The 4,602-nt window shown below is 33.5% G+C and carries 2 protein-coding genes; both read left to right on the forward strand.

Annotated elements, in window-relative coordinates:
- The first annotated feature begins 214 nt into the window (after positions 1 to 214).
- Complete coding sequence (locus EV214_RS18370) at positions 215 to 805, forward strand: uracil-DNA glycosylase (RefSeq protein ID WP_330571347.1); 591 nt, start codon at positions 215 to 217, stop codon at positions 803 to 805.
- Positions 806 to 971: 166 nt separating this feature from the next.
- Positions 972 to 4,502 carry a pyruvate:ferredoxin (flavodoxin) oxidoreductase gene (gene nifJ / locus EV214_RS18375; protein ID WP_132248451.1) on the forward strand — a complete coding sequence of 1,177 codons (3,531 nt, stop codon included), beginning with the start codon at positions 972 to 974 and terminating at the stop codon, positions 4,500 to 4,502.
- The last annotated feature ends 100 nt before the right edge of the window (positions 4,503 to 4,602 follow it).

Consider the following 4,602-nt stretch of genomic DNA (forward strand, 5'->3'; position numbering starts at 1 on the left):
GGGGTTTGGTTCTTGTAAAATTAGTATTCCTAGGATTAAGGTATCTGATTTTGTTATTTTATGGAAACAGATAATTGATTACTTGTAAAGTGGTGAATAAACTTATATAAGTTGCAATAAATCAAATGAATTTATTAGATAGGATAAAAGCGTGTAGATGAGAAAAAATAGAGATTATTTATATAAAATAAGCAATATAGAGAGGATGTTTTTGTTGAAGGAAAGACAATTAGAAGAACTCAATAAAAGAATACTAGAAGAACATAAAGAAAAGGAAATTGTTTTAGGAACAGGAAGTATGAATAGCAAGATCTTACTTATAGGAGAAGCCCCTGGAGCAAAAGAGGTAGAAGTAAAATTACCTTTTGTTGGTCAGGCTGGAAAACATCTTGAGGAATTTCTTGAAATATTAGAATTAGATAGAAAGGAAATTTATATTACAAATACAGTAAAGTTTAGACCTACAAAAAAAAGCAGTAAAACAAAGGGCGAAATTAATAGAGCGCCATCAAAAAAAGAGATAGAGGACTTCAAAAAATATCTCTTTGATGAAATAGCGATCATCAAACCTCAAATCATTGTTACACTTGGAAATGTACCATTAAAGACGGTAAAAGGAGATGAAAATGCTAAAATCGGAGAGCTTCATGGAAAAAATGACAAGGTAAATATAAATGATCGTGAATATAATTTGTTTCCCTTATATCATCCAGCAGCAATAATCTATAGAAGAGAATTGAAGACTGTATATATTGAAGATTTACAGCAACTAAAAAAATTCAAAGAAAATAGCATAAAAGACTAGCATGTGAATTTTTAGCATATGCTAGTCTTTTATAATTTAAAAATAGTATTAATAATTTTATGTATTACAATTGGAAAAAAGTAAACAATAATTATTAGATATTGAAATAATTTGGCATATATATGAAAACAATAAGAAAGTAGTTAAATGAAAAGGAGGATAAAAAATGGCAAAAAAGATGAAAACGATGGATGGGAATGAAGCGGCTGCTTATGTATCTTATGCATTTACAGAAGTGGCAGCAATTTTTCCTATTACCCCTTCTTCTCCTATGGCAGAGAAGGTAGATGAATGGGCAGCACATGGAAAGAAAAATTTGTTTGGACAAACAGTAAAGGTGTCAGAACTTCAATCAGAAGCAGGCGCAGCAGGAGCAATGCATGGTTCGCTTCAAGGAGGTGCGCTTACCACTACTTATACAGCATCTCAAGGATTGCTTTTAATGGTACCCAATATGTATAAAATGGCGGGAGAATTATTGCCTGGTGTGTTTCATGTAAGTGCACGAGCACTAGCAGCGCATGCTTTATCTATTTTTGGAGATCACCAAGATGTTATGGCAGCTAGACAAACAGGCTTTGCACTCCTAGCATCGAATAGTGTACAAGAAGCGATTGATTTAGGAGGAATTGCGCATTTAGCTGCAATTAAATCTAGAGTACCATTTTTACATTTTTTTGATGGATTTAGGACTTCTCATGAAATCCAAAAGGTAGAATTAATTGATTATGAAGATTTTAGAAAGCTTTTAGATTTTGAAGCGGTAGCAGCTTTTCGTAATCGTTCATTGAATCCAGAACGTCCAGTATTAAGAGGTACAGCACAAAATCCAGACATTTACTTCCAAGGAAGAGAAGCTGCAAATCCATTTTATGAAAAGATCCCAGAGATTGTAGCAGAATATATGAAAGAAATTAGTAGTATTACTGGAAGAAAATATAAACCATTTGATTATTATGGGGACAAGGATGCAGAAAATATAATTGTTGCAATGGGTTCAGTTTGTGAAACCATTGAAGAAACAGTAGACTATTTGAATAAGCAAGGAGAAAAGGTGGGCTTAATCAAAATTAGACTGTATAGACCTTTCTCAGAAAAATATTTCTTTGATGTATTGCCTAAGAAAGTGAAAAAAATTGCTGTGCTAGATCGCACAAAAGAACCAGGGGCAGTAGGAGAACCGCTTTATACAGATATAAGGAGTATTTTCTATGATAAAGAAAATCAGCCAGTTATTATAGGTGGAAGATATGGTCTTGGTTCAAAAGATACTACACCTGATCAAATTGTAGCCGTATATGAAAATCTTAAAGAAAAACATCCAAAGAATCATTTTACAATTGGGATCATAGATGATATAAATCATACTTCTTTGAAAGAACAAAAAGAAATTGAGACAACACCAGAGGGAACGATTCGCTGTAAGTTCTGGGGATTAGGTTCTGATGGAACCGTAGGGGCCAATAAGATGGCTATTAAGATTATAGGAGACAAGACAGATTTATATGCACAAGCATATTTTTCCTATGACAGCAAAAAATCAGGAGGAACAACCATTTCTCATTTAAGATTTGGAGAAAAACCAATAAAATCTACATATCTTATTAACCATGCAGATTTTATTGCTTGTCACAACAAATCTTATGTATATCATTATGATTTATTAAAAGGACTCAAAGAAAATGGAACTTTTGTACTCAATTGTCCTTGGTCTGAGGGCGAACTGAATGAAAAGTTACCAGCCGCACTTAAAAGAAAAATTGCGGAAAAAAATATTGATTTCTATATAATAGATGCAGTGAAAATTGCGCAAGATATTGGTCTTGGTGGAAGAATAAATATGATTATGCAATCAGCATTTTTCAAATTGGCAAAAGTAATTTCAATTGAGGATGCTGTAAAATATTTAAAAGAATTGGTTGTATCTACTTACGGTAAAAAAGGCGAAAAAATCGTGAATATGAATCATCAAGCAATAGATCAAGGACTGGATGGACTTGTAAAAGTAAATGTACCAAGAAATTGGGAAAATGAAACAGATGTACCAATGCCAGAAAAAGACGAGCCTTATTTTGTAAAAAACATTCAAAGACCTATGGCGAAAAATGAAGGTGATGATTTGCCAGTAAGCGCATTTGAAGGGATAGAAGACGGAACATTCCCACTCGGCACAACAGCTTATGAAAAACGTGGCATTGCTGTGATGATACCACAGTGGCAAACAGATAAATGTATTCAGTGTAATCAATGTTCCTATATATGTCCACATGCGGTTATTAGACCATTTTTATTAGATGAAGAAGAAATAAAAAATAAGCCGGAACCTTTTGAAACAAAGAAAGCTATTGGAAAAGGTTTAGAAAATATGCAGTATCGTATTCAAGTGAGTCCATTAGATTGTACAGGATGTGGAAACTGTGCAGATATTTGTCCAGCACCGCAAAAGGCATTAGTCATGGTAGAGGCAGAAAAAGAAACTTTAAGGCAGCAAGAAAATTGGGAATATGCAGCGAATAATATTCCTATGAAAGATGACTTAATGAATAAGTATACACTAAAGGGGAGTCAATTTGTAAAACCATTATTAGAATTCCATGGTGCTTGTGCAGGATGTGGAGAGACTGCTTATTTAAAATTGGTTACACAGCTTTATGGGGATCGTATGATGATTGCGAATGCAACAGGATGTTCATCTATTTGGGGAGGCAGTGCCCCCTCTATTCCGTTTACAACTAATGATAAAGGAAAAGGTCCTGCATGGGCAAATTCATTATTTGAAGATAATGCGGAATATGGCTATGGTATGTATTTAGGGGTAAGTCAAATAAAAGAAAGATTGAAGGATTTAATGAATGAGGGATTAAATTCAGATTTAGACCAAGATTGTAAAGATGCAATGACAAATTATCTACAGGAAATGCATGATGGTGAAGGATCTAGAAAATCAGCAGAAACATTACTTGCTTTATTAAAAGAGTATAAACATAAAGAAAATCCTATTGTTACGGAAATATTAGAGAAAAAAGATTTTCTCATTAAGAAATCTGTATGGATTGTCGGTGGAGATGGATGGGCTTATGATATTGGATATGGTGGATTAGATCATGTCCTTGCATCAGGAGAAGATGTAAATGTATTGGTATTTGATACAGAAGTTTACTCAAATACAGGTGGTCAATCTTCAAAGGCTACACCAACAGCAGCAGTGGCAAAATTCGCATCATCAGGTAAGAAAATACGTAAAAAAGATTTAGGATTAATGGCTATGAGTTATGGTTATGTATATGTTGCACAAGTAGCTATGGGTGCAAATATGAACCATACAATCAAAGCAATTGCTGAAGCAGAAAAATATAAAGGACCATCATTAATTATTTGTTATGCACCATGTATCAATCATGGCATCAAGACGGGGATGGGAACTACTGTAGTGCAGGAGAAAAATGCAGTAGAAGCAGGATATTGGCATCTATATCGATATAATCCTACTTTAAGTGAAGAAGGAAAGAATCCATTTGTTTTAGATTCTAAAAAGCCAAAAGCACCGTTTAGGGAGTATATTGAAAGTGAGATTCGATATATGTTACTTAAAAATACATTCCCGGATATGGCAGAAGAATTATTTAAAGAAGCAGAAACACACGCAAAAGAAAGATACAATAGTTATCATCGTTTAGCTGAAATGAAATATGAATAAAAAACTAAAATGTACCCTTTGTCAAGGACAATTTAAAAAAGCCTATGCTACATTAAGAAGATGATTTCTGTATTGAACAGGAGTCATCTTTTTTAGATCC

Origin of the sequence: Marinisporobacter balticus, assembly GCF_004345705.1 — a bacterium.
GTDB classification, from domain to species: Bacteria; Bacillota; Clostridia; order Peptostreptococcales; family Thermotaleaceae; genus Marinisporobacter; species Marinisporobacter balticus.

Coding starts and splice junctions, on each gene's coding strand:
- nifJ (WP_132248451.1), top strand. CDS start 972: ATGGCAAAAAAGATGAAAACGATGGATGGGAATGAAGCGGCTGCTTAT.